The sequence below is a fragment of the Enorma phocaeensis genome, assembly GCF_900186505.1.
GTDB classification, from domain to species: domain Bacteria; phylum Actinomycetota; class Coriobacteriia; order Coriobacteriales; family Coriobacteriaceae; genus Enorma; species Enorma phocaeensis.
In genome coordinates this window covers 964729-989739 of sequence record NZ_LT891970.1, presented here as the reverse complement: position 1 = coordinate 989739, position 25011 = coordinate 964729, and the positions used below count along the sequence as shown (strand labels likewise).

The following is a 25011-nucleotide window of genomic DNA, read 5'->3' as shown; positions in this document are numbered from 1 at the left end:
GGGCGCTACGCCCCCGCTTCCATCTTAGCCGCGCGCTCACGCACGTCGTCGATCGTTCCGGCGTAGCGGAATGCCTGCTCGGGAATGTCGTCGCACTCGCCATCCACGATCGCGGCGAACGAGCGCACCGTATCCTCGACATGGATGTAGACACCGGGGTTGCCCGTGAACTTCTCTGCCACGTGGAACGACTGCGAGAGGAACTGCTGCAGCTTGCGAGCGCGGTCGACGGTGAGGCGCTGCTCCTCCGAGAGCTCGTCCATACCCAGGATGGCGATGATGTCCTGGAGGTCGGAGTACTCCTGGAGAATCTCCTGGACCTTCACGGCAACGCGATAGTGCTCCTCGCCCACGATGGTGGGATCGAGGGCGTCGGACGATGACGCGAGCGGGTCGATGGCCGGATAGAGTCCCAGCGCGGCGATGGAGCGCGAGAGCACCGTCTGCGCGTCGAGGTGCGTGAAGGTCGTAGCGGGCGCAGGGTCGGTAAGGTCGTCTGCGGGGACGTAGACAGCCTGCACCGAGGTGATCGAGCCGGTCTTTGTGGAGGTGATGCGCTCCTGGAGATCGCCCATCTCGGTCGCAAGCGTAGGCTGGTAGCCCACGGCGGAAGGCATACGGCCAAGAAGCGCCGATACCTCGGAGCCAGCCTGCGAGAAGCGGAAGATGTTATCGATGAACAGCAGCACGTCCTGGCCGCGATCGCGGAAGTACTCGGCCGTGGTAAGGCCGGCGAGGCCCACACGCAGACGCGCTCCGGGAGGCTCGTTCATCTGACCGTAGACCAAGCAGGTCTTATCGATGACGCCCGACTCGGTCATCTCGAGGTAGAGGTCGGTGCCCTCACGAGTGCGCTCGCCCACGCCGGTGAACACGGATGTGCCGTTGTGCTCCTGTGCGAGGTTGTTGATGAGCTCCTGGATGAGCACCGTCTTGCCCACGCCGGCGCCGCCGAACAGACCGGTCTTGCCGCCGCGGATATAGGGCTCCAGAAGGTCGACGGCCTTGATGCCCGTCTCGAAGATCTCGGTCTGGGTTGTGAGCTCATCGAAGTGAGGTGCAGGATGGTGGATGGGATAGTACTCTTCGATCTCCGGCATGGGCTTGCCGTCTACGGGCTTGCCCAGCACGTTCCAGATGCGACCGAGGGTCCCGGGACCGACCGGCATCTTCATGGACTCACCGGTATCGACCGCCACGAGCCCGCGCTGCAGGCCGTCCGTAGAGGTCATCGCGACGCAGCGCACCACGCCACCAGGCAGCTGGCTCTCAACCTCGAGGATGGTGCTCACATGGCCCATGGGGGTGTCGGCGTCGACGGTAAGCGCGTTATAGATGCCCGGCACCTGGGAAGGGAAGCGCACGTCCACGACGGCGCCGATGATGCGCACGATGCGGCCTTCGCCCACGGAGTGGACGCGACCCGCTTGGTCGATGACCGACTTCACGCTGGTATCTGTCATTGCTGATCCTCCAATGCTGAGGCTCCGCCCACGATCTCATTGATCTCGGTGGTGATGGATGCCTGGCGCACGCGATTATACGTGCGGGTCAAGGTGGCGATGATGGCCGTGGCGTTCTCCGTCGCCGAGTGCATGGCCTTGCGGCGCGCGCTCTGCTCGGCTGCCGCCGAGTCGATGAGCGCCTGATGGATGACCGTGAGGACATAGCTCGGCGCGAGCTCGGAGAGGACCTGCTCGGCGGAAGGGACGAACTTGAAAGACGACGAGATGCGCTTGGGGCCCTCATCGAGATTCTTGCGAGGACCGTGCGCCATGGCCAGTGCTTCGGCGTCGAGCGGAAGCAGATGCTCCACGCGCAGCTCCTGGTCGACGCGGTTCTTGGCATGGTGGTACACAAGCTCCACGCAGTCGAGCTCGCCGTCCGCATAGGCATGGCACACGTAGCTGGCGATCATGCGAGCCTGCTCGAATGACGGGTCGGCGGAGCTGCCCTCGAAGTGCATCACGAGCTCGTCGCGGTTCCTGAAGTACTCGCTGGGCTTGCGTCCGCAGGCAATGATCTTGCCGGTAGCGCCCGCCTTCTGCCACCGCGCGATGATGCGCTCGGCCTCGCGCGCCACGCCAACGTTGAAGCCGCCGGCAAGGCCGCGGTCAGACGCCACGGCGATCACAAGGCCGGACTTGATGGCCTCATGCCGCTTGAGCATGGGCTCGCCGCCCGCAGCCTCGGTATCCTGCGCCACCGTGAGCATCACGTCGGTGATGGCGGTCTTGTAGGGCTCCGCCTGGATCGCGCGATCGAGCGCACGGCGGATCTTGGCGGTCGAGACCATCTCCATCGTGCGCGTGATCTGCTTGGTGCTCTCCACCGACGAGATGCGCTTGCGTATGTCGCGAAGGTTCGCCATAGGGCTACTGCTCCTCTACCGCAGGTTCGTCGTCTTCGTCCTCGCCCGCATGGCGGGTCAGGTACTGATTCTTGAAGTCCTCGATCGCCTGCGTGAGCTTGGTGTCGAGGTCCCCTTCGATCTTCTCGGACCTAAGCCTGTTGAGCAGGGGCCCGAAGGAGTTGTTCATGTACTCCAGAAGCTCGTCGCGGAAGGTCAGCACCTGCGAGAGCGGAAGATCATCGAGATATCCCTTGTTGCCTGCAAACAGCGCCACGATCTGGTTTGTCACGTCGAACGGCTTGAAACGGGGCTGCTTCAAGAGCTCGGTCATGCGCGAGCCGTGCGTGAGCTGCTTCTGTGTGGTCACATCCAGGTCCGAGCCGAACTGCGCGAAGCCAACGAGCTCTTGATAGGCTGCAAGGTCCAGGCGGAGGTTACCCGCCACCTGCTTCATGGCCTTGGTCTGAGCAGCGCCGCCTACGCGCGACACCGAGATGCCCACATCGACCGCGGGGCGCTGTCCCTGGAAGAACAGGTCGCTCTGCAGGTAGATCTGGCCGTCCGTGATCGAGATCACGTTGGTGGGGATGTAGGCGGACACGTCGCCGTCCTGCGTCTCGATGAGCGGAAGCGCCGTGAGCGAGCCGGAACCCAGCTCCTCGGAAAGCTTGCAGGCGCGCTCGAGCAGGCGCGAATGCAGGTAGAAAATGTCACCGGGGTACGCCTCGCGTCCGGGCGGACGGCGCAGCGTAAGCGACATCTGACGGTATGCGACGGCCTGTTTGGAGAGGTCATCGTAGATGATGAGCACATGGCCGCCCGGGTTGGCCGCGTTGGCGGGCTTGCCGTCGCGACCGTTGTACATGAAGTACTCGCCGATCGCAGCGCCCGCCATGGGGGCGATGTACTGCATGGGCGCAGACTCCGCCGCCGTCGCCGAGACGATGACCGTGTAGTCGAGCGCGTTATGACGCGAAAGCGTCTCACGGATGTTCGCGACCGTCGAGGCCTTCTGGCCGATGGCGACGTAGATGCAGATCATGCCCTTGCCGCGCTGGTTGATGATCGTGTCGATCGCGATGGCGGTCTTTCCCGTCTTGCGGTCGCCGATGATGAGCTCGCGCTGGCCGCGCCCGATGGGAATCATGGCGTCGATGGCCAGAAGGCCGGTCTGCACCGGCTCGCACACCGGCGTGCGCTCGATGACGCCGGGGGCCTTGAACTCGATGGGGCGGCGATGGCTCGTGCGGATATCGCCAAGGCCGTCGATAGGCTGGCCCAGCGGGTTCACCACGCGGCCGAGCATGCCGCGGCCCACGGGGATGTCCATGATGCGCCCGGTCGTGCGGCACTCATCGCCCTCCTTGATGACGGACACGTCACCGAAGAGCACGGCGCCGACCTCGTCGGCATCGAGGTTCTGGGCCAGGCCGTAGACCGTCTCGCCGGTCTCTGAGCTCTTGAACTCGAGCAGCTCGCCTGCCATGGCGTTGCGCAGGCCGCTGACGCGGGCGATGCCGTCGCCCACCTCGTCGACGAGCGACATCTCCTGGGTGTCGACCGTGGCGGCGATGGTATCGAGCCGCTCCGCAAGGGCGCGCGCGATGGTCTGCGCATCGATCGTCTTAGCCATGAGCGACTGCACCTCCTTCTTGCGGGTGGTTGGAAGCTAGGTTGTCGCGCATCATGCGCAACCTGGTCTTCACCGAAATGTCGCGGCGCTGGCCGCGGGCCTCGAGCACGATGCCGCCGATGATGGAAGGATCGACGTGCTCGATGAGGAACACCTTGCTACCCAGCTCGCGCTCGCAACGCTCAGCGAGCGAGGCGCGCAGGGCGTCGTCGAGCGGAACGGCCGTCGTGACCGTCACACCCACCACATCCGCGTCCTCCTCGGTCATGGTGTGGTAGGCGTCGGCGATATCGGGCAGCAGCTCGAGCTGGCCGCGCTGGACGAGCTCGGTGAGCACCGCCAGCAGCTCCGGCGAGGCAGAGGCAAGCACCTCGAGGTCGCGGCGGTTCTCGAATACCCGCCCCTCGGCCTTGCCCGCCTCCAAAAGCGAGCGGGCGTAGGTCTCGAGGACCCTGCCCTCCCTGCGGCTAGTTGCTGGCATTCAGGCTACCTGCTTCCTCGATATAGCGCTCGATGAGGCGGCGCTGCTCGCCGTCCTCGTCGAGGGTCTTCTCGACGATCTTAGAGGCGACCGACACCGAAAGATCGGCGATGGACGCAGCAGCCTCGGCATAGAGCGCGTGGCGCTCGTCCTCTGCCGTGGCATGCGCCTTGGCGATGATGTGCTCCGCCTCGGTGCGAGCGGCGGCGATGATGCGGGCGCGCTCGGCCTCGGCGTCCTGACGGGCGGCAAGCACGATGTCGGCGGCCTGGCGGCGAGCATCGGTCATGAGCTCGTCGGAAGCGGCGCGGTCCTCGATAGCCTTCTTCTTGGTGCGCTCGGCCTCGTCCAGGCTCTCCTGGATGCGGCGGGAGCGCTCGTCCATCATCCCCAGGACCTTAGGCCAAGCGATCTTGGCCAGCACGATCCAGATGATGAGAAACGCGATGAGCGCCGGCACGAACTCCGCCATCTTAGGGATGAGGATGGATGCGCCACCCTCGCCCTCTGCAAACGCAGGCGCAGGCACCGCGAGGGCCGCAAGCGCCCAGGGCGCAGCAATGAAAGCCGCGCGGTTGATGATCTTCATGGTCTGCTCCTTACACGACACGATGCGCAGGGCTCCCTAGGAGATCAGCGTAACGACGAAGCCGATGAGGCCGAGTGCCTCGGTGAAGGCCGATGCCAGAATGAACACGGTGAACGCTCGACCCTGAATCTCGGGCTGGCGCGCCATAGCGCTCGTTGCGCCGAAGGCGGCAAGGCCGATTGCCAAACCGGCACCGATGACACCGAGACCGTAACCGATAACTCCCACTGTTTCCTCCTTTGTCGTGCGCCTGAGCGCAGGATACCCATTATCGACGGGGGTGCCGGGCACCCCGTGTCAGCAGTTGCGATCGCTAGTGGCCCTCAGCCTCGGCGATCTGGATGTAGACGGCGGCGAGCACCGTGAAGACATATGCCTGCACAAAGGCAACGATAAGCTCGACCGCGTAGATGATGAGCAGGATGGCGAGCCATGCGACGCTCGGCAGAGCCCCCAGCGCGTTCATGGCGCTCACGTGCTCGAGCAGAGGCTGGGCAAAGAGCGCCGCCATGATGGAGAACGACCCCATGACGATGTGGCCGGCGAACATGTTGCAGAACAGACGGATGGCAAGCGTGATGGGACGCAGGAGCAGCGAGAAAACCTCGATGACCCACACGAACACGTTCATGGGGAACATGACGCCCGCCGGCGCGAGGCTCTTGATGTAGCCGATGACGCCGTGCTTCTTGCACCCGAAGTAGACAAAGTAGATGAAGGTCACCAGCGCGAGCGCCGCGGTGCAGCCGATGGCGCCCGTACCGGGCTTCATGCCTGGCACGAGACCAACGAAGTTGTTGATGAGGATGAAGAAGAAAATCGTGGCAAGGAACGGGAAGTGACGACGCCAATCGGTGCCAACGACCCCCTTGGCCACGTCGTTCTCCACATACTCGACGAGGTACTCGACACCATTGACGAACACGCCCTTGGGGACGAGCGCTTGCTTGCGCACGAATGCGAAGACGATGATGGCGAGCAGCAGCGCCGAAACCAAAAGCCAGAACGAGTACTGCGTGAGGCCGGCATTAAGGTCACCCACCACCGGTGCCGAGGAGAACTCGGAGACGAGCTCGTTGATCGCCTCAGGCAGCCTGGAAAACGCGTCCAAGAACGTCACCTTCCTATCCAGCGGCGCCAGCAGGCGCCCTTATCTACCGTGGTCCCAGATCACCATGCAGGCCACGGCGACCCAGCCCACGAAAAAGCCCGCGAGCTCGCCGACCGTAAAGGCCACGAGCGCGGCGCGCGCGATGAGGGCCACCGCGACCACGCCCACGAGCAAGATCGCAAACGAGACGATCACCCCTATGAGGCCGACCCCCATATCGGCGTCCCGTTTGCGCCTGAGCACGGGCATGAGCGCAGCGAACAGCGGAGCGAAGGCGATGAGACCGATGACGGCACCGATCGCCATTGCCGGCAGATGCTCAACAAGATCGAAGCCGGACATCAGCGATCGCACCTCCGCCCGGGCGCCTCCGCGCACGCGGGCCGCTCAGGCTGAGACCCTATTGTAGAAACCCGCGACAGAAATTCAAGAGAAATGTGTTTCAATCGTGACCGGGTTGAACAGAGTTTGGAACCCTGGCTAATTTCACCCCGCTGACGTGCTCTATTCATGACATGGACCCCCGCGGCGGTATGCGCTAGAGCGTGCCGAAGATGCGATCCCCCGCATCACCCAGGCCTGGGACGATGTAGGCGTTCTCATTGAGCCCCTCGTCGATGGCGCAGGCAAAGATGCGCACCGCGGAGTCGGCAGCCTGGAGAGCGCGCAGGCCCTCGGGCGCCGCAACGATGCAGAGAAAGCGGACGTCTCGAGCGCCCTGGCGCCGCAAATACTCCAAAGCAGCCACGGCGGAACCACCCGTTGCGAGCATCGGGTCAACGACCAGGCACACGCGCTCGGCGATATCGCCGGGCAGCTTGCAGTAATACTCATGCGGGCGGTGCGTCACCTCGTCGCGCGACATGCCGATGTGGCCCACGCGGGCAGAGGGGACGAGCTCGAGCAGGCCGTCGACCATGCCAAGTCCCGCACGCAGGATCGGTACGATCGCGAGCTTCTTGCCCGAAAGCTGGCGACAGGAAGCCCGACGGACGGGGGTTTCGATCTCAACGTTCTCAAGTGGCAGGTCGCGCGTGGCCTCATAGCCCTCGAAGAGGGCGAGCTCGCCCACCAGGTCGCGGAACTGCTTGGTTCCGGTGGCTCGATCGCGCAGGATGGAAAGCTTGTGCTGGACGAGCGGGTGATCGATGAGGGTCACGCGCTCCGGATCGTATATAGCCGCCATCGCTTACGCCTCTGTCGCTTCGAGAGCGGCGATCTTCGCGACGCGGCGATCGTGGCGCCCGCCCTCGAACGGCGTCTCGAGGAAGGTCTTCACGATCTGCTTGTTGGCGTCGAGCTCGACGAAACGGCCCGAGAGGCACAGCACGTTTCCGTTGTTGTGCTGGCGGAACAGCTCAGCGAACGCAGGCGAGGTGATCGACGAGGCGCGAACCCCGGCAACCTTGTTGGCAGCGATGGACATCCCTATACCGGTCCCGCAGATGAGCACGCCGAAGTCGGCGTCGCCGGATGAAACGGCGCGAGCGACCTTCTCGGCATAATCGGGGTAATCAACGGAGTCGGCCGTATCAGGGCCTAAGTCCACAACCTCATGACCAAGCTCGTCGGCGATGTAGGAGGCAAGCGGGCCTTTCTGATCGAACCCACCGTGGTCGGACGCGATAGCGATGCGCATAGCTACTCCTTTATGCGTGGCTTCGCGCGGGTACCCGCGCTTACCACCACTGTACCACCTACCGCGCGCTTCGGGCGCGATCGACGGCGGCATGCCACCCGGCGAGGTTCGTCGCGCGGCGCTCGTCTGCCATGGTAGGCTCGAAGCGCTTCGCCACATCGCGGTTCTGCTTCACCTCTTCGCGGTCCTCCCAGAATCCTACGGCGAGACCGGCAAGGTACGCCGCTCCAAGCGCCGTCGTCTCGACCGACGCGGATTGAACCACGGGTATCCCCAAGAGATCTGCCTGGAACTGCATGATGAACTCATTGCGCGAGGCGCCACCGTCCACACTGAGCTCGCCCAAACGCACACCTGCGTCCGCTTCCATAGCGCGAAGCACATCGAAGCTCTGGTATGCCATGGACTCGCATGCCGCGCGCACGATGCTCGCCCGGTCCGATGCTCCGGTGAGCCCGCAAATGATGCCCTGAGCGGCGGGATCCCACCATGGTGCACCGAGGCCGCTGAACGCGGGTACCAGGTAGCAGCCACCGTTATCCTCGCGTGAAAGCGCGATATCCGAGGTCTCGGACGCCTTGGAGATGATTCCCAGCTTGTCGCGAAGCCACTGGATCACCGATCCCGCGTGGAAGATCGACCCCTCGAGTGCGTAGCTCACCGTACCGCCCTCGGCGATACCGATGGTCGCCACCAGGCCGTTGCTAGACTCCACCACCGCGTTGCCCGTGTTCATAAGCAAGAAGCAACCGGTACCGTAGGTGTTCTTGGCCTGGCCCGGCTCGAAGCAGCAGTGCCCGAAGAGCGAAGCCTGCTGATCGCCCGCGACGCCCGCGATGACGGGCGCATGGGTCATAACCTCATGCGAGATCCGGCCGAACTCGCTCGAGCTGCTCTGCACCTCGGGCAGCATGCAGCGCGGGATGTTGAGGATCTCGAGCAGCTCGTCATCCCATTCGAGCGTATGGATGTTGAACAGCATCGTGCGGCTCGCGTTGGTGTAATCGGTTGCGAAGACCGTACCGCCCGTCAGGTTGAAGACCAGCCATGTGTCGATCGTGCCGAACATGAGGCGGCCAGCCTCCGCGAGCTCGCGCGCGCCGCTCACGTTGTCCAAGATCCACGCGAGCTTCGTAGCCGAGAAATAGGCGTCCGGTGTGAGGCCCGTCTTGGAGCGGATGAGGTCGGTGTATCCCTCGTCGACCAATCGCTGGGCCAGAGGCGCGGTGCGCCGGCACTGCCAGCCGATGGCGTTGTAGATGGGCTGCCCGCTGTCGCGATCCCACACCACGGTGGTCTCGCGCTGGTTCGAGATGCCCACGGCTGCGATGCTGTCGGAATGGATCCCGCTCTTGAACTGGACTTCCATCATGATCGCGATCTGCGAGGCAAGGATCTCCATCGGGTCCTGCTCGACCCAGCCGGGGCGGGGATAGGAGCATTTGAGCGAGCGCGAGGACTGCGCGACGATGCAGCCGTACTCGTCGACGATAACGGCACGCACCGAAGTGGTGCCGCTATCGAGCGCCATGATGTATGCGCCCCCGAACGAGTAGACGTTATCGACCAGGTTGAGGTCCTTCAAGGAGAGCGCCATCGTTTCCCGCTTTCTATCTTGCTCCCGGGTCCGTCGCGTCCGCGCGGCATGCACCGGCGGCGAGCGCGACGCGCTCCAGGTCTTCAATCGGTAGTGCCCCGCAGCGGATGACCGTGAAGGCGCCGTCTACACATGAGACGATCGTCGACGCATCGCGGCACGGCGTCATGCCCCCGTCGATGGAGATGTCGACGCCGTCGAGGACGGTCTGCTCGACGTCGGCGAAAGACGCGGGCGCTGGAAAGCCATGGGTGTTCGCGCTCGTGCAGGCAAGCGGGCAGCCTAGCTGCCGCACCAGGGCCTGCACCACCGGGGAAGCCGACGCCCTGAGCGCAACGGTGCCGTCCGGCGCTTGCAAATATGCGGGAACCGTGGACCGAGCGCGCACGATCAGGGTGAGCGCACCGGGCCAGAACGCCTCGGCGAGCGCGCGAGTCGCAGGATCGATATCATGTCCGTAGGCGTCGAGCGCGGCGGCGTCGGCGACGAGCCACGGCACGGTCTGGGTAAGGTCTCGTTGCTTGACCTTGAATATGCGCCGGTAGCCCGTATCCGAAACGGGAACCTCGGCACCGTTGACGAGCGGGGCATCCGGCGCTGAATCGATCGGGAGAGACCCGTCAAGCAGAGGAGCAACGGCTACCGCGAGCCCATAGACGGTCTCGGTAGGGATGAGAGCAAGGCCTCCTGCGGATAGCTCGCGTGCGACTTCGCGCACGGCAAGTCCGTGGGGATCGCCCTCCCCTATGCGATAAACCGTCTGCATTGCGCGCCGCTTGCCCCTTCCGCGATTCCCCTTCATCTAAACGTCCGAAGTATTCTCTCACGCTGCGCGCGAAATTCCCTCCACACCATGCTGCGACGTCGCAGACGGGGAAATGTCCCCGGTGGAAGGAAGGTTGTGTGACGGAAACGTGATGGCAGGCTAGAGGTGCTGCGGGATGCGAGCGAGCACGAAGCGAGAGCGGCCCGTCAGATCGGGCATGATCTCAATATGGTCCATACCAGCATGTCGGCAGAGCGATGCCGCCGCGTTGAGGGCGTCCTCGAACAACTCGCAGGCGAACAGACCGCCCGGCTTGAGCATCCTTGGAGCGACGTCGAGCAGCCGCCTGAACACGTCGAGCCCGTCCTCGCCGCCATCGAGGGCCAGATGCGGCTCGTGCATGCCCACCTCTGCGGGCAGCGTTGCCATCACCGCCGAAGGGATATAGGGCGGGTTCGATACCAGCGCGTCGAAGGAGCCCTCTTCATCCGGACTCACCGGCGAAACCAGATCGCCGAGCCTGATGTCGACCGTCGCGGCATCGACACCGCATGCGGCGCGGTTTCGCTCGGCAAGGGAAACCGCGCGCTCGCTGATATCGGTAGCGACGCAGCGGACACGCCCCGGGCGCTCGGTGGCAAGCGAGAGCGAGATGCACCCGGTGCCGCATCCGACCTCTAGGATTCGCACAGCCGGCAACGAGACGGTGGTAGCGGGGTCCTCCGTTGGCACCCCGGACTCGACGCGGCCTTCCTCAGCAGAAGCGCCTACCGTAGAGGCAGTCTCACTTGGACAAGATTCCGACGCAGCCGCTTCGATAGGATCGCCGCCTTCCGACGTCGCGCGAGCGGAGCGCTCGGCTTCCGCTGCCGCCCGTTCGGCATCGGCAATGCGCTGGACCTCGGCGTTCCAGGGCAGCTCGACGCGCTTGCGCTCTGGCTTCTCCATACCCGGAATCGTCTTGCCCAACCGATCCAGCACCAACTCCACCAGCATCTCGGTCTCGGGGCGCGGTATGAGCACGCCCGGCTCGCACGCGACGGTGAGCGACCTGAACGGAGCCTCGCCGACGATGTACTGCAGCGGCTCTCCTTTCGCGCGGCGTACGACGGCGTCGTGCATGAACGCGAGCTCTTCAGGAGAAAGCGGCTGGTCGTAGTTTGAGTAGATATCCACGCGGTCGTACCCGGTTGCGGCGCCCATAAGCCATTCCGCCGATACGCGAGGGTGCTCCATCCCCCTACCTGCCAGATACTCGACGGTCCAATCGACGCATCGCCTGATTGTCCAAGTCTCGTCAGCCATGTCCGTCCCCTTCTTGGCCAAGCCCGCATAAGGGCATGCTTACCGTGCCCCCATGGTCTCATGGCCGTCCAACAGTTCGCGCGCGCGAGCTGACCGGAATCTCACAGCCGTCCAACGAAGCTCTTCCAGCAAACATGCCGGCGCAGCTTCCGGCTTCCGGATGCGCGCGCACGGTGCGCACGCAAGCAGCCGCGGCTCTCCCGCCAACGGAAAAACCGCACACTTTCCGGCAAGCCGGACGTTGATCAAGGGCGATTCCAGCTGCGCCCGCAAACGAGCGGCAACCCGTATAGTCGGCGGCTTTAGCCGGTGGCTTACACCGCTTGGGCGAGCTTCTCCGCACGGTCGGCGGCGGCAAGCGCATCGATGACCGTGGCGAGCTGATCGCCCAGCAGGACGCCGTTGTAGGTGGAGTTGAACCCGATGCGGTGGTCGGTCACGCGGTCCTGCGGCTGGTTGTAGGTTCGGATCTTCTCCGAACGGTTGCCGTGACCGATCTGGCTCTGGCGCTCGGCGCCCAGCTCGGCCTGCTGCTTCTCGAGCTCCATCTCGTACAGACGGGCGCGGAGCATCTGCATGCAGACCTCGCGGTTCTGGATCTGGGAGCGCTGCTCCTGCGACTGCACCACGGTGTTCGTGGGCAGGTGCGTGATGCGCACGGCGGAGTACGTGGTGTTCACGCACTGGCCGCCGGGGCCGGACGCGCAGTAGGTGTCGATGCGCAGGTCGGACTGCTCGATGTGGATATCGATCTCGTCGGCCTCGGGGAGCACCGCCACGGTGGCCGTCGAGGTCTGGATGCGGCCCTGGCTCTCGGTCTTGGGAACGCGCTGCACGCGGTGCACGCCGCTCTCGTACTTCATGACGGAGTAGACCTTATCGCCCGAGACCTTGAACTCGATGGACTTGAACCCGCCGGCGTCGCTCGGGCTGGAGTCGAGGACCTCCATCTTCCAGCCCTTGGACTCGATGAAGCGCTGGTACATCTTGAAAAGGTCGCCCGCGAAGATCGCTGCCTCGTCGCCGCCCGCCGCGGAGCGGATCTCGACGATGGTGTTCTTCTCGTCCATGGGATCGCCGGGGATGAGCAGGAACTTGATCTCCTCCTCGAGAGCGGGGAGCTTATCCTCGTTCTCGGAGATATCGGCCTGCAGCAGCTCCTTCTCGTCCGCATCGGAGGTCTCGCGCAGCATCTCCTTGGCGGCCTCGATGTCATCGAGGGCGCCGAGGTACTCGCGAGCCTTCGCGATGAGCTCGGACTGGTGGGCGTATTCCTTATTGAGACGCGTGAACTCCTTGATATCGGAGGCCACGGACGGGTCGGAGAGCTTCTTCTCGAGCTCCTCGTAGGCAGCAATGAGTTTCTCAAGCTTATCGCGCATGTTCAATCCTTCTAGGTTTGGGCACGGGGCCCGGTTCGACACGGAGATGGCCGGCGACGCTTGGGCGTCAAGCCGGTAGGCGGGGTGAAGCCCAGCTAGAGCATATCGAACCTAGTATACATGCGCGTCCTTTCTCTCGACCATTCATAATACCCACGAGCCGTCGCGAGGCAAGCGCTGGGAGCGCCCCGAGGCTTGTCCCCACACGTTCCCCGCAGATTCTCCAGGTACCCCAGCGAACGGACGGGACGGACGGCCAGGGCGTGTGGCAGCGCGGACACGATTTGGGCAAAACCGAACGAAGACGAGTAAGATAGAGCCCTGCCACGCACCAGAAGCACCATGCATATCGAGAGAATTGGATAGTATGTTCCGCATCCTCTTCGTCTGCCACGGCAACATCTGCCGCTCCACGATGGCGCAGTCCCTCATGACCGAGCTCGTCCGCCGCGCCGGGCGCGATGCCGATTTCATAATCGACTCGGCGGCCACCACGCGCGAGGCGCTCGGCTGCACGCCCCACCACGGTACCGTCACTGAGCTCAAGCGGCGCGGCGTCCCAATTGCACCCCATCGTGCGAGACAGATCACGGCGGCAGAGTATGGGGATTGGGATCTGATCGTCGGCATGGACGATGAGAACATGGAAGACCTTGAGCGGATCTTGAGCCGCAGTCCCGCGTGGCACCTTGATGGCGGCGCCCGTGTGCAAAAGCTTCTCTCGTTCGTGGCGGATGGCGATGCGAGCCCAGCGCCGCGGGACCGCGCCGGTCGCGTGCGCGACGTTGCCGACCCGTGGTACACGGGAGACTTCACCGCCACCTACCGCGATGTGCTTGCCGGGTGCGAGGCGCTACTCGAGCAGCTGGCGTAACCGCACGCGGCCGGCACCGGCGTCATTCGATCGACCGGCGCCGCGCTGAGCGCCCCGGCGGGCAGCGCCCGGGAATCAGACCCGAAGCCAGCAGCCCTACAGTAGCGTCACCGTGAAGGAGCGCTCGTCCACCGCACCGGGATCGAGCAGCGTGATGTCGCACTTGTGCTCGAAAACGTCGTCCTCGGTGTCGAGGGTCGAGAAGCCCGTCCACGGCTCGAGCGCCACGAACTGCGCGTCGCCAAGAGCCGACCAGATGCCGATGTAGCGGAAGTCGGCGAAATCGATCTTCACGCCGTGGCCGGAGACGCGGCTGCGCAGCGTGAGCGTGCCATCGGGGACATCGGTGAGCATGACGGAGTCCTCATCGAAGAACTCGTGGGTGAGCGCCATGGTATCCGCATCGTCCACGATGCGCTTCACCGTGGAGTACGTATTGAGCCCGCCCGGGGCGATGACCGGCGTGTCGCAGGTCCAACGGCGCGTGAAAGCAAGCTCGTAGTCGGAGAAGCGCTCGTGCTCAGTCCCTGGTGCCGGAACGTTGAACGCAGGATGCCCGCCCACGGAAAACGGCAGCACCACGTCGCCGGTATTCTCCACCCTGAACGTCTGCGTAAGGCTCGCAGGGCCTGTGAGCTCATAGGTCATGTTGAGCTTGAACGCGTACGGGTAGGCGGCTCGGGTCGCCTCCGAGTCGACGAGCTCGAAGACGACTTTGCTGTCTGTATGCTCGACCACCGCGTGCTCGTAATCACGGGCGAGGCCGTGACGCCCGAGCGTGATCGGTCCTTGGGAGGACATCGCCTTGCCATCACGCAGGGATCCGACGATCGGGAAGAGAATCGGGGCGTGCTTTGCCCACCAGCGCGGATCCGCCTGCCAAAGATACTCGTTTCCATCCTTCTTAAGGCTCGTGAGCTGGGCGCCGAAATGATCGATGACGGCAACGAGGCCCTCGGTGGAAATGGTCGTGTTAGGCATGCGGACTCCTTAGAACGCGTGGCGAGAGCGGGCTGCGCGCCCGCTTGTTCCATCGTACCCCTCCACGTCTCGATGCCGTGCTAAAGCTCGGTGACCGGAGCCGCCAGCAGAACGGATAGCAGATCGCCCTGCCGGCGGCGCCGACCTCTAATCGTCCAGATACCGTGCGAGGAACTCCCGCGTGCGCGCATGCTCGGGCGCGGTGAATATCTTTTGCGGGGAGCCCTTCTCGGCGATGATCCCCTCGTCCATGAAGACGACCTCGTCCGAAACGCTCTTCGCGAACGCCATCTCGTGCGTCACCACGACCATGGTCATCCCTTCACGCGCCAGCGCGCGCATCACCTCGAGTACCTCACCCACGATTTCGGGATCGAGCGCGCTGGTAGGCTCGTCGAACAGCATGAGGTCAGGATTCATGCACAGCGCGCGTGCGATGGCGACGCGCTGCTTCTGCCCGCCCGAGAGCGTGCTCACATGGGCATGCGCGAACTCTCCCATCCCCACGGATTCGAGATGCGCAAGCGCGGTTCGCTCGGCCTCCTGCTTGTTCATCTTCTTGAGGGTGACCGGGGCGAGCGTGCAGTTATCGAGCACGTTCATGTTGTTGAACAGGTTGAATCCCTGGAACACCATGCCGATGCTCTCTCGCAGGCGGTTGACATCCACATGCTCGGCCGCGAGGTCCTTGCCATGGAACCACACATGCCCGGCATCGGGCGTCTCGAGCAGATTGATGCAGCGCAGCAGGGTCGACTTGCCCGAACCGCTCGCACCGATGATGGTAACCACCTGGCCGGGCATGACCGTAAGGTCTATGTTGCGGAGCACCTCGTGACTTCCAAACGATTTGCGCAAGCCCTCGATGCGCACCATGGGCTCGTTAAGCGTATCGGTCATGGTCTATGCCCCCATCTGATCGGCGGCCGCGGTGGCGGCCTCGGCGTTCACCGTGGAATCAGACATGCCGGTCACCCCGGCGCCGCGACCTCCTAAGCGGCGCGACAACTTGTTGAGCAGCCATGTCGCGACCATGGTGAGGATCAGGTACGCCACCGCGGCGATCATGTTGGCCTGCAGCTGCTGCCAGTAGATGCCGGCAACGGTATTCGTGGCGAACATGAGGTCGAACGTACCGATGACCGAGAGCACCGAGGAGTCCTTGATGTTGATGACAAGCTCGTTGGAGAGGCCGGGTATCGCGAACTTGATGCCCTGCGGGAACACGACCTTGCGCATCGCCTGCCACTGAGAAAGGCCGAGCGATCGAGCCGCCTCGGTCTGACCGATGTCGACCGACTCGATGCCGCCGCGCAGCACCTCCATCATATAGGCGGTCGAATTGATCGAGATGGTCACAAGGCCAGCTGTGAAGGCAGACCACAGGGCGTTGATCTCGGTCGTTCCCATACCCGAGCCGCGCAGAATGCCGATCACACCGTAGTAGATGATGCCGGCCTGCACCATCATCGGGGTGCCACGAATCACCGTGCTGTATACCTTGGCGAACCAGGCCCCCACGACCTTCAGGAAGCGGACGAGGTCGTTATCGGGACGATCGATGGTTTGAATGCGGCAGAACACGAGCAGCAACGCGAGGAAGAACGCGATGACCGTGCCGAGCACGGCGAGCTCAATCGTCGTCATGATGCCCGTGATGAACATGTCGCGACCGTGCCAGAGCATGTACAGGATGCTTTGGAGCGCATCCTCGGGACGGCTTTGCACCGAAGTGGCGACCGCCCACGCCGAAGCGAGACCCATCACCACGCGGTCGACGATGAGAACCGCCGTGATCGCCCACATGAGATAGGAGGTGCAGCGCAAGGCGCTCTTCACCGGCGGGCGGGTGAACGGCGACGCCTGGGCATAGCGCTCCCTCAGCATCGCTTTCGAGATGAGCGCAGCAACGCTCACGCAAACCCAGGCAAAGAGCAGGTAGTACATGACCACTTCGACTGGGTAGGCGTAGTACATGAAACTAAACCATGGGCGGGGGCTGCTTGAGAGCAGCATCCCCAAACACGCGACGACGCTCGTACCCAGAAGCACGTAGCGGTGATCGTCTAATACGAAGGCAACCAAGCGGTTTCGCCTGGGGATAGCATGTGCGTCCATAGAATCACCTTACTAATATATAGGGATCGGAATCGCGAACCACAAGACAGCGGGGCTTAGGCGGGCTGGCGATCCGTACACGCCGTCCACAGCTCCTGGCGCTCATCATCCGAGATGGATGCAATGGCGTCGTTGATGCGATCCAAAATATCCTCCTGGCCCTTGGCGATGGCCGCATTGGCGGGCATAGGAGATCCGTCGAACTGGCCGGTAAGCTGTAGCTCGACGAAATTCGGATACATCTCGATAAGCTTTGGCACGCTGAGTTCTGAGTAGGTGATTGCGTCGCACGAACCACTTGCGAGATTCTCGACCACCAACGGCAGCGTGTCCGCCGGCGTCATATGCACGCACCCGGGAATCTGATCGATCACGTCGTCATAGAGCGTCGACACCTGCCCCAGGATATACGCACCCTCGAGATCGGCGAACGTGGTCGCCCCCACATAGGGAGAGTCATCGCGAACGATGAGCACGATGTTGTCGTCGAGATACGAATCGGAGAAATCCGCCGACTGCTCGCGCTCCGGAGTAGCCGACATGCCGGCGCACACGATATCGATCTGGCCGTTGTTGAGGGCGTCGATCAAACCCGAAAAATCGAGCTTGACCGCCACGGGCTCCATATCGAGCGCCTCGGCGATGACCTTAGCGACCTGGACGTCATAACCGTCGGCATAAGCTCCGGAAACGTTCTCGATAGGGATGGTGAATTCCGAGGATTCGGTGGTCTGCCAGTTGAAGGGCGCGTACGCCGCTTCCATACCCACGCGCAACGTGATGCCGTCGCCGAGCACCCCCGCCGATCCAGCGGAGTCGGAGCCGGTCGGGGCCATGCCCACGCGTGCATCGGGTGCCGCGGGGCCGCAACCCGGAAGTACGGCCATGCCTCCCAAACCTACCATGAGGCCGGATAGCCTCAGTATCCTGCGCCGCGAATATAGCGCAGGCTCGTCCTGCGAGTCATACGAAATGGTTCCCATGGCTGTTCCTTCCTTGTTGTTTCAAACCCCTTCCGTACGCGCAACCGGAGGGGACCCATTCCCCTCCCCCTTGCAACTTAATGCGAGAAAGTTCCGCGCACTGTTGCATCATACTCTCAATCTGCATAGCTCCGCAGGCTGTTTACCGTTTTGATACATTCACATCAGACTTTACGCTGTTCGTGAATAACTTCGCATACGCTTTTGCGCATAGTTGATTCGGCTGCGCCATCAGGTGAAGAGGATGCCCGCACCCATCCGCACGGTTCGCTCTCCAAGACGCTCGATGAAGCTCCGCAGATGGGTTGCAACCTAATGATTCGGTACCTTGACAATAACGACAGCCGTAGTAATCTTCTTATGTTCACGATTCGCAACCGCATACAGGGAAAGGAGGACTTCATGGACTTGCAGGAGGGGCAGGACCCTTCACGGAAGACGGAAGCGTGCGGCTCAGATGCCGTCGCTGCCGATGATCTGGCGAAACGCCTGCTCGCAGGACTTGGTTACTGCGGGCATTATCTTCATTTCCATGGAGGTGGACGCTCGGGCAAGGCACCCATCATCTGCCTTATCGCCAAACACGGCGGCGAGATGTCTCAGCAAGAGCTCGGCTCGTACTTCGAGCTCAAGCCCGGCTCGCTCTCAGAGGTGCTCACCAAAATAGAGACCTCGGGACTCATCGAGCGAACCCGCAACCCTGAGGACCGCAGGCAGCTCACCATTCGCCTCACGGAGAAGGGCATGGAGGAAGCCGCGCGAGACCAGGAGAATCGCATTCGCTTCCGAGAGCGCGCCTTCGATAACCTCACCATCGAAGAGAGGCTCGAGCTCGGGCGCATCCTCGACAAGATACGAAACCGTTGGGAGGAACTTGCATGATAAGGACACTCATGGCGAGCATCCGTGAGTACCGCAAGGCAGCTATCGCCACGCCGATCATCGTGCTCGGCGAGGTGGTCATGGAGGTGGCGATCCCCTTTGTGACGGCCCAGCTCATCAACGCCATCCAGGCAGGGGCGACGCTCGCGCAACTCGTTCCCTACGCCACCGCCCTCGTGACCATGGCCCTCGCCTCGCTGGCCTTCGGTATCGGCGCGGGCATCACCTGCAGCCAGGCATCCTGTGGATTCGCCAAGAACCTGCGCCGCGACATCTTCGCGGCGGTGCAGCGCTTCAGCTTCGCCAACATCGACCAATTCTCGAGCTCATCGCTCGTTACGCGCCTCACCACGGACGTCACGAACGTGCAGCTCGCATACATGATGATCATCCGCACCGCCGTGCGCTGCCCGATGCTGCTCCTCTGCGGCATCATCATGGCCTTCATCATGGCCGGCCCCATGGCAATCGTGTTCGTGATCATCGTGCCGCTTCTGGGCTTCGGGCTCTTCAAGGTCGTGCGCACCGTGCACCCCATCTTCCGAGCCGTGTTCCGCAAATACGACGCCCTCAACGAGTCCATCGAAGAGAACGTCACCGGCATGCGCGACGTGAAGAACTACGTGCGCCAGGATTACGAGAAGCAGAAGTTCGGCCGGGCCGCCCAGGACGTCTGCCGCGACTTCACGCGCGCAGAGAAGATCCTCGCCCTCAACAACCCCATGATGAACTTCTCCGTGAACACGGTGTTCGTCGTGGTCATCCAGTTTGGTAGCTACCTGGTCATCTCCAGCCGCGGCACCCTTATGAACGTCGGCCAGATGAGCGCCCTGACCACCTATAGCTTCATGATCCTCATGGCCCTCATGATGGTGTCCATGGTATTCGCCATGATCACCATGGCGCAGGAGAGCGCCGAGCGCATCGTCGAGGTCATCGAGACCGAGCCCACCATCAAGAACCCGGAACACCCCGTTACCGAGATGAAAGATGGCTCCATCGACTTCGACAACGTGACGTTCAAGTACTCTGAGAAAGCCGAGCACCGCGCGCTCGCCGAGATCGACTTGCACATCAAGAGCGGCGAGACCCTCGGCATCATGGGCGGCACCGGTTCGGCAAAGACCTCGCTTGTGAACCTCATCAGCCGCCTGTACGACGTGACCGAGGGATCCGTGAAGGTTGGCGGCGTGGACGTACGCGACTACGACCTCGAATACCTGCGCAACAACGTCGCCGTGGTACTGCAGAAGAACGTGCTGTTCAGCGGAACCATCAAGGAGAACCTGCGCTGGGGTAAGGCCGACGCCACGGATGACGAGATCAAGGAGGTTTGCGAACTCGCTCAGGCCGATGAGTTCGTGCAGGGCTTCTCCAAAAAGTACGACACCTACATCGAGCAGGGCGGCACCAACGTGTCCGGCGGTCAGAAGCAGCGCCTGTGCATCGCCCGCGCATTGCTCAAGCACCCGAAGGTCCTCATCCTCGACGACTCCACGAGCGCCGTGGACACCAAGACGGACGCGCTCATCCGCGAGGGCTTGGCGCAATACCTGCCAGAAACCACGAAGATCATCATCGCGCAGCGCACGAGCTCTGTAGAGCACGCCGACCGCATCCTCGTGCTGGACAACGGACATATCGTCGGCCTCGGCACGCATGATGAGCTCATGAAGACCTGCGATATCTACCGCGATACCTACGAGCAGCAGAATCGCGCCAGCAACGAGAGCGGCGACTCGCATGCTGCTACGCCCGCTGCCGAGAAGGTCGCTCCCGCCGCAGACGCCGCAACCCAGGAAGGAGGTGCCGCCGATGCCCGCTAATGACGCTCGCGAACAATACGAGGCCAATCGTCAAAACGTTGCCGGCCGCACCAAGCCCGCTGCGAAATCCAAAGGTGGTCGCGGCAAGACGCTCGCTCGCCTTATTCGCACCCTGTTCTCGTTCTACCCCAAGCTCCTGCCCTTGGTCTTATGCTGCCTCGTGGCGAACTCTATCCTTCTTGCGCTGCCCTCCACATTCATGCAGCGCGCTCTCGAGATCGTGACCGAGATATGGCCGTCGGGTGACTGGGCGAGCGCAGCAGGCCCCATCGGATCGCTCACGGTCTCGCTCATCTGCATCTACGCGGTCTCGCTCACGCTCAGCTTCACATGGAACCGCGTCATGGCCATCGTGACGCAGGGCTCGCTCGAGAAGTTCCGCGAGAAGGTCTTCGACCACATGCAGGACCTTCCCATCCGCTTCTTCGATCAGCACCAGCGCGGCGACATCATGAGCCATTTCACCAATGACATCGATGCCCTGCGCCAGATGATCGGCCAGTCGCTGCCGAACATCGTGCTCACCACCGTGACCTGCATTTCGGTGGTATGCATCATGCTCTACTACAGCATCTGGATGTGCCTCGTCGTCGTGACGGGCGTGTTGTTCATGACGTATGTGACCAAGCAGCTCGGCGGTCGCTCTGCGAAGAACTTCGTGGCCCAGCAGCGCGAGATCGGCATCGTCGAGGGCCATGTGGAGGAGATCATGAACGGCCAGCGCGTCGTGAAGGTCTTCTGCCACGAGGATGCTGCACAGGAAGACTTCGACGTGCGCAACGAAGCCCTCTTCCAGGCGGCGCGCGCGGCGAACATGTATTCCAACACGCTCGGCCCCATCCTCATGAACCTGGGCAACCTCATGTATGTGGTCGTCGCACTCGTGGGTGGCGTGTTCATCGAGCTCGGCGTGCCCAACTTGTCCATCTCGGGCCTTGCGTTCTCCATTGCGGTGACGGTGCCGTTCCTCAACATGACGCGCCAGTTCTCCGGTCAGATCGGCCAGATCTCGCAGCAGATCAACGCGGTGGTCATGGGTCTCGCCGGTGCGGAGCGCATCTTCGAGTTGCTCGACGAGGAGCCCGAGGCTGACGAGGGGTACGTTACGCTCGTCAACACCCGCATGCACAACGGCGAGCTTGTTGAAACCGATAAGCGCACCGGGCGCTGGGCTTGGAAGTGGCCGCACCATGATGGGACCGTCGAGCTTGTGCCGCTTGAGGGCGACGTGCGCCTGAATCATGTTGACTTTGGCTACGAGCCCGGTCATACGGTGCTGCACGACGTGAGCGTCTGGGCTGAGCCTGGCCAGAAGATCGCCTTCGTAGGCGCCACCGGTGCCGGCAAGACCACGATCACGAATCTCATCAACCGCTTCTACGACATCGCCGACGGCAAGATCCGCTACGACGGGATCAACATCAACAAGATCAAGAAGGACGATCTGCGTCGTTCGCTTGGCGTGGTGTTGCAGGACGTGAACCTGTTCACCGGAACCGTTATGGACAACATCCGCTACGGACGCCTGGACGCCACGGACGAGGAGTGCATCGCCGCCGCAAAGCTCGCTGGCGCGCACGGGTTCATCGAGCGCCTGCCCGAGGGCTACAACACCATGCTCACCGACAACGGCTCGAACCTCTCCCAGGGCCAGCGCCAGCTGCTGTCGATCAGCCGCGCTGCGGTGGCAGATCCGCCGGTCATGATCCTTGACGAGGCGACGAGCTCCATCGACACGCGCACCGAGGCCATCGTGCAGAAAGGCATGGATGCGCTCATGAACGGGCGCACCACGTTCGTCATCGCGCACCGCCTCTCCACCGTGCGCAACTCCGATGCGATCATCGTGCTTGACCATGGTCGCATCATCGAGCGCGGTAGCCACGACGAACTCATCGCGAAGCGCGGTGTGTACTACCAGCTCTACACCGGAGCGTTTGAACTCGAGTAGCCTTACGCACATCGAATTGCTTGGACGGGGCCCGCATGGATTCACATGTGGGCCCCGTTTTACCGCGGGGCTGTCGTTATCAAGCGATACCAATAAACCTTTGTGCGCTATTGGCGCACTTTTCTACTATTTCTAAAGCACAAGCGTGCATAAAGCGCACAGGGGTTTCGGCTAGGGTGCGAAGCCCTTCTAGCGGCGTCCTAGATGTCTCACTTATCGACCCGCGAACGGCGCACCAGCGGCACCCCAGCTCGGGATAGAAGCCTGAACATGTAATTTTGATCTTCTGCCTCGGCGTATGAGAACCGTATCACCGTCGCTCCGGTTAGATTCAAACGCGCCTCTCTCCGACGCTCGCGCGCAAGCGCCGAAATCACACCCATGTCATCAGGCCCTGCTGCCGCCTGCCGATACTTTTGCATGCCGTCGAGCTCTCCGATGATTACACGCCCGTCCGGCAGGCGCCAGAACATATCTACTCGGGAGGTCGTGTTGGGATTCATCGGGTCCGTGACCTCTACCTGCAGCTCAGGGACCATGAATCCGAGCTTTATTATCGTTGCCCGGGCAACCGATTCCCCACCGTTCTCGCTTCTTCCATCGCACCAGCGAAGGACTTCTCGAGCGGTTTTGATCCCCATCCTTCCCTTCCCGTGCAGTCTGAAATACGCTTCAAGCTCGCTGCGTGAGACGAGCTCCCAATGCAGCGCCGAATCGACGATAGCAAGTCCATAGCGGAACGGCGCCTGGCATGCGCAGTCGAGCAGCGTGCGCTGTAGCGTTGTTGCCAGGATACCCTGCACCGTCACCGGTCCATCGCCCTCTACAACATGGAACTGCAGGCTATTTGGACACCGCCGACGGCTTTGGTGCCTACCGACGGCGATATGCACCTTGTCTAGAAAGGCATAAGGGACCTGCAGTCCAAAAAGAAGCGCGGCGGAATATGAGCAGAACACCCATTGAGGGTGCAATTCGGCCAACGTGCGTATCGCAGCAAGCGCACGGCCACGCAAGGAAAGCTCTCCATAGCGGGCGGAGTCCACATAGCAGCCTTTGATGGGCGACAGCAACAGACCGCGCTCAACCCGCCTTTCAAGCGCCAATCTATCCGCTCGCGAGCGCGGCACAACATAGCGTCCATGCAGCACCGCTTCACGGAGCATCGAATCGACGCGTCTATCAACGTTCCTGGCCACGACATCACCCGCCCTTGCGCACCATGCCGAAGCAACATCCCGTAAACACCGGCAACGATGGCTGCGACCTTAGCAAATGATGTGTTAACAGGTCTCCAACCAGCTTCTTTCAAAAGACCAACGACCCAGCTCGCGAGACACGCATGCAACGAGTCAATCGGCAAGCGGCAACTCCCACGCATTGAGCGGCGGCGACCCGCCGATGCGTTTCGATATCGATCAGATGCAGCAGGCTCATCGGAACAACCGCAACCTCTGTGCGCTTCGTGCACGCTTCAACGTCCTTTGCCGTCCGTAAACGTGCCAATAGCGCACAGAGGATTGCCTAAAGCTCGAATCAACCCAAAGAGAAACGCCAACGATTCCTAAGAGACCGTAGGTTGGCTCGCTACACGAAGTTAAGCTTTAGATCAATCCAAGTCGGAGCAAAGCGCGGACGACACCGTCGTTTTGGACGCTGTCGGTTACAAACGAAGCCACTTCCTTTACGGGCTCGAGTGCGTTGCCCATCGCGACGAACGTATCGACTGCAGATGACATCGGCAGGTCGTTGCCGGAATCACCAAAAGCGAAAGCGTTCTCCGCGCCTGCGCCGTAGTGGTCGAGAACTCCCCGCACGCCGTAGCCTTTGTCCACGCCGCGCTGAGTCATCTCAAACGCCCCGCCACCTAGATCGAACAGATCGAAGCATGCATCCAGCTCATCTCGCACCGGACCGAGCTTTTCAAGCTCCGGTTGGGGAATGCAGATCTTGTTGAACCTCATATCGGTCACCCGCTCCATACCAGCAGCATCGACAGCGCGCGGTGCGGGGTATATCGGATCGGCAACGCTGTCACGGGCTGCAAGCATCACGCTGTTGTGCGTGCCTTCGAACATGACGTCGGCGTTGCACGAGGAAATCAGCTCGACCGAGCGGATGAGCAGCTCACGTGGCATGGCCTCGTCGCGGGCGATCCGTTCATCAAGGTAGAGACAAGCGCCGCCCGAACAGATGATGCCGGTGGGATTGAGTTCCAGAAGCGGATCCGACACCATGCAGAGCGGCCGACCCGTGCAGATGAACGTGCGGTGTCCTCGCAATGCAAGCGTACGGAATGCCTGATAGACAGCATCGCTGGGCCGCGCTTTGGCAACGGTTTCACTTACTTCAAGATCGGGATCATGCCAGATAAGCGTCCCGTCGATATCAAAGAACAGGTATGCCGGCCCGCCATCCGCAAGCGCGCCGTGCGCCAGAGGCTCCCCTGCCTGAATGCTCTCTCCCAACATCCACCCTCCTTTTCGAACGCTGATTATTATGCCATGGTCCACAGGCGTTTCCCGCGGTCGCAGGCGCAC

At 62.5% G+C, this 25011-nt stretch carries 24 protein-coding genes; 4 read left to right on the top strand and 20 right to left on the bottom strand.

What is annotated here, in order from left to right; genetic code table 11:
* Window positions 1–5 precede the first annotated feature (5 nt).
* From atpD to prfA, 14 genes are all read right to left on the bottom strand, one after another.
* On the bottom strand, window positions 6–1463 hold the full coding sequence (gene atpD / locus C1717_RS10390) for a F0F1 ATP synthase subunit beta (RefSeq protein WP_180965932.1): 1458 nt from the start codon (window positions 1461–1463) through the stop codon (window positions 6–8).
* On the bottom strand, window positions 1460–2371 hold the full coding sequence (atpG, locus tag C1717_RS10385) for an ATP synthase F1 subunit gamma (protein WP_102373066.1): 912 nt from the start codon (window positions 2369–2371) through the stop codon (window positions 1460–1462). The genes atpD and atpG overlap by 4 nt, the downstream gene beginning before the upstream one ends.
* Window positions 2372–2375: 4 nt before the next feature.
* Window positions 2376–3986 carry a F0F1 ATP synthase subunit alpha gene (gene atpA / locus C1717_RS10380; RefSeq protein WP_102373065.1) on the bottom strand — a complete coding sequence of 537 codons (1611 nt, stop codon included), beginning with the start codon at window positions 3984–3986 and terminating at the stop codon, window positions 2376–2378.
* Window positions 3979–4467: a F0F1 ATP synthase subunit delta gene (locus tag C1717_RS10375; protein WP_102373064.1), complete on the bottom strand. Its 489-nt coding sequence runs from the start codon at window positions 4465–4467 to the stop codon at window positions 3979–3981. The genes atpA and C1717_RS10375 overlap by 8 nt, the downstream gene beginning before the upstream one ends.
* Window positions 4454–5056 carry a F0F1 ATP synthase subunit B gene (gene atpF, locus C1717_RS10370; RefSeq protein ID WP_102373063.1) on the bottom strand — a complete coding sequence of 201 codons (603 nt, stop codon included), beginning with the start codon at window positions 5054–5056 and terminating at the stop codon, window positions 4454–4456. Before atpF ends, C1717_RS10375 begins: the two co-directional genes overlap by 14 nt.
* 36 nt (window positions 5057–5092) lie before the next feature.
* Window positions 5093–5284 (bottom strand): ATP synthase subunit c family protein, encoded by a 192-nt coding sequence (locus C1717_RS10365; RefSeq protein ID WP_087356603.1) that lies wholly within the window; start codon window positions 5282–5284, stop codon window positions 5093–5095.
* An 85-nt stretch (window positions 5285–5369) separates the two neighbouring features.
* Window positions 5370–6167, bottom strand: coding sequence for a F0F1 ATP synthase subunit A (atpB, locus tag C1717_RS10360; protein WP_102373062.1), 798 nt, complete (start codon window positions 6165–6167; stop codon window positions 5370–5372).
* Window positions 6168–6206: 39 nt separating this feature from the next.
* Window positions 6207–6509, bottom strand: coding sequence for a hypothetical protein (locus tag C1717_RS10355; RefSeq protein ID WP_102373061.1), 303 nt, complete (start codon window positions 6507–6509; stop codon window positions 6207–6209).
* A gap of 196 nt (window positions 6510–6705) precedes the next feature.
* On the bottom strand, window positions 6706–7353 hold the full coding sequence (gene upp / locus C1717_RS10350) for a uracil phosphoribosyltransferase (protein ID WP_102373060.1): 648 nt from the start codon (window positions 7351–7353) through the stop codon (window positions 6706–6708).
* 3 nt (window positions 7354–7356) lie between these two features.
* On the bottom strand, window positions 7357–7806 hold the full coding sequence (gene rpiB / locus C1717_RS10345) for a ribose 5-phosphate isomerase B (protein ID WP_102373059.1): 450 nt from the start codon (window positions 7804–7806) through the stop codon (window positions 7357–7359).
* Window positions 7807–7864: 58 nt separating this feature from the next.
* Window positions 7865–9403 carry a glycerol kinase GlpK gene (gene glpK, locus C1717_RS10340; RefSeq protein ID WP_102373058.1) on the bottom strand — a complete coding sequence of 513 codons (1539 nt, stop codon included), beginning with the start codon at window positions 9401–9403 and terminating at the stop codon, window positions 7865–7867.
* Between the two features lie 13 nt (window positions 9404–9416).
* On the bottom strand, window positions 9417–10169 hold the full coding sequence (locus C1717_RS10335) for an L-threonylcarbamoyladenylate synthase (protein WP_102373057.1): 753 nt from the start codon (window positions 10167–10169) through the stop codon (window positions 9417–9419).
* A gap of 159 nt (window positions 10170–10328) precedes the next feature.
* Window positions 10329–11474: a N5-glutamine methyltransferase family protein gene (locus tag C1717_RS10330; protein WP_102373056.1), complete on the bottom strand. Its 1146-nt coding sequence runs from the start codon at window positions 11472–11474 to the stop codon at window positions 10329–10331.
* Between the two features lie 314 nt (window positions 11475–11788).
* The gene (gene prfA, locus C1717_RS10325) at window positions 11789–12856 is read right to left on the bottom strand and encodes a peptide chain release factor 1 (RefSeq protein ID WP_102373055.1); all 1068 of its coding nucleotides are present in this window, start codon (window positions 12854–12856) and stop codon (window positions 11789–11791) included.
* A gap of 367 nt (window positions 12857–13223) precedes the next feature.
* Between prfA and C1717_RS10320 the strand changes: the two genes are divergently transcribed.
* Window positions 13224–13730, top strand: a complete 507-nt coding sequence (locus tag C1717_RS10320; protein ID WP_102373054.1) for a low molecular weight protein-tyrosine-phosphatase — start codon at window positions 13224–13226, stop codon at window positions 13728–13730.
* Window positions 13731–13826: 96 nt separating this feature from the next.
* Here the strand turns inward: C1717_RS10320 and C1717_RS10315 are convergent, their stop codons facing one another.
* The 4 genes from C1717_RS10315 to C1717_RS10300 form a co-directional block, all read right to left on the bottom strand.
* Window positions 13827–14711, bottom strand: a complete 885-nt coding sequence (locus tag C1717_RS10315) for an aldose 1-epimerase family protein (RefSeq protein WP_102373053.1) — start codon at window positions 14709–14711, stop codon at window positions 13827–13829.
* A gap of 147 nt (window positions 14712–14858) precedes the next feature.
* Window positions 14859–15611, bottom strand: coding sequence for an amino acid ABC transporter ATP-binding protein (locus C1717_RS10310; RefSeq protein ID WP_281255289.1), 753 nt, complete (start codon window positions 15609–15611; stop codon window positions 14859–14861).
* 3 nt (window positions 15612–15614) lie between these two features.
* Complete coding sequence (locus tag C1717_RS10305; protein WP_180965931.1) at window positions 15615–16829, bottom strand: amino acid ABC transporter permease; 1215 nt, start codon at window positions 16827–16829, stop codon at window positions 15615–15617.
* A gap of 56 nt (window positions 16830–16885) precedes the next feature.
* On the bottom strand, window positions 16886–17812 hold the full coding sequence (locus C1717_RS10300; protein ID WP_245859680.1) for a transporter substrate-binding domain-containing protein: 927 nt from the start codon (window positions 17810–17812) through the stop codon (window positions 16886–16888).
* A 402-nt stretch (window positions 17813–18214) separates the two neighbouring features.
* Between C1717_RS10300 and C1717_RS10290 the strand changes: the two genes are divergently transcribed.
* Genes C1717_RS10290 through C1717_RS10280 form a run of 3 tightly spaced genes read left to right on the top strand, consistent with a single transcriptional unit; the run spans window position 18215 to window position 22471 of the window.
* On the top strand, window positions 18215–18694 hold the full coding sequence (locus C1717_RS10290; protein ID WP_180965930.1) for a MarR family transcriptional regulator: 480 nt from the start codon (window positions 18215–18217) through the stop codon (window positions 18692–18694).
* Window positions 18691–20520, top strand: coding sequence for an ABC transporter ATP-binding protein (locus tag C1717_RS10285; protein WP_245859677.1), 1830 nt, complete (start codon window positions 18691–18693; stop codon window positions 20518–20520). The genes C1717_RS10290 and C1717_RS10285 overlap by 4 nt, the downstream gene beginning before the upstream one ends.
* Window positions 20510–22471 (top strand): ABC transporter ATP-binding protein, encoded by a 1962-nt coding sequence (locus C1717_RS10280; RefSeq protein WP_102373049.1) that lies wholly within the window; start codon window positions 20510–20512, stop codon window positions 22469–22471. Before C1717_RS10285 ends, C1717_RS10280 begins: the two co-directional genes overlap by 11 nt.
* Before the next feature lie 209 nt (window positions 22472–22680).
* Here the strand turns inward: C1717_RS10280 and C1717_RS10275 are convergent, their stop codons facing one another.
* On the bottom strand, window positions 22681–23670 hold the full coding sequence (locus C1717_RS10275; protein WP_146003699.1) for a hypothetical protein: 990 nt from the start codon (window positions 23668–23670) through the stop codon (window positions 22681–22683).
* A gap of 405 nt (window positions 23671–24075) precedes the next feature.
* A complete protein-coding gene (locus C1717_RS10270; RefSeq protein ID WP_102373047.1) occupies window positions 24076–24942 on the bottom strand; it encodes an HAD-IIB family hydrolase in 867 nt (288 codons plus the stop codon).
* Between the last annotated feature and the right edge of the window lie 69 nt (window positions 24943–25011).